A 467-nucleotide genomic window follows, 5' to 3' on the forward strand; every position below is an offset into this window, starting at 1 on the left:
CAAAAACTCATACTCAATTGCTCTGATAACCAATGTCAATGATCATCACTATCCTCTGCTCGCGGCTTAAATTTACTCAATTTTTGATGGGCTTATTGTGCTTGGTAAGCCTATCTTGCTTAGCTAGTGGTACTCAAAATGACGCAGCCACCGCTCAAGATTTAGTAAAAGTAATTTTTCATCCTCAAGGTCAGCGATTAATCAATACCATGATTCAAAAACGCGACTGGCATGGCAGAGTCTGTTTGCATGATCTGGATCGTCAATTTCACCCAGACTACCAACCTCCCATTGGCCGTATTATCTTTTCGATTGACAACGATGGCGTCACTGAATACCCCTCGCCCGGTGACTATTTTCAAAATTGTCATCTCGATATCAAGGGGGCTATTACCTCGCAATCAACCGAGCCTTTGCAACCTTTTGTTGATCGCCAAGGGCTACTTGGCTGTGCCCTTACCGGCTGT

General features: G+C 44.1%; 1 protein-coding gene. It reads left to right on the forward strand.

Features of this window, described 5'->3' with window-relative positions; translation table 11 throughout:
• Positions 1-38: 38 nt before the first annotated feature.
• Positions 39-467: hypothetical protein (locus tag Q5762_RS37130; protein WP_315896721.1), on the forward strand; the 429-nt coding region annotated here is incomplete at its 3' end.

It is taken from the genome of Streptomyces sp. P9(2023), from assembly GCF_032436795.1.
Classification (GTDB): domain Bacteria; phylum Actinomycetota; class Actinomycetes; order Streptomycetales; family Streptomycetaceae; genus Streptomyces.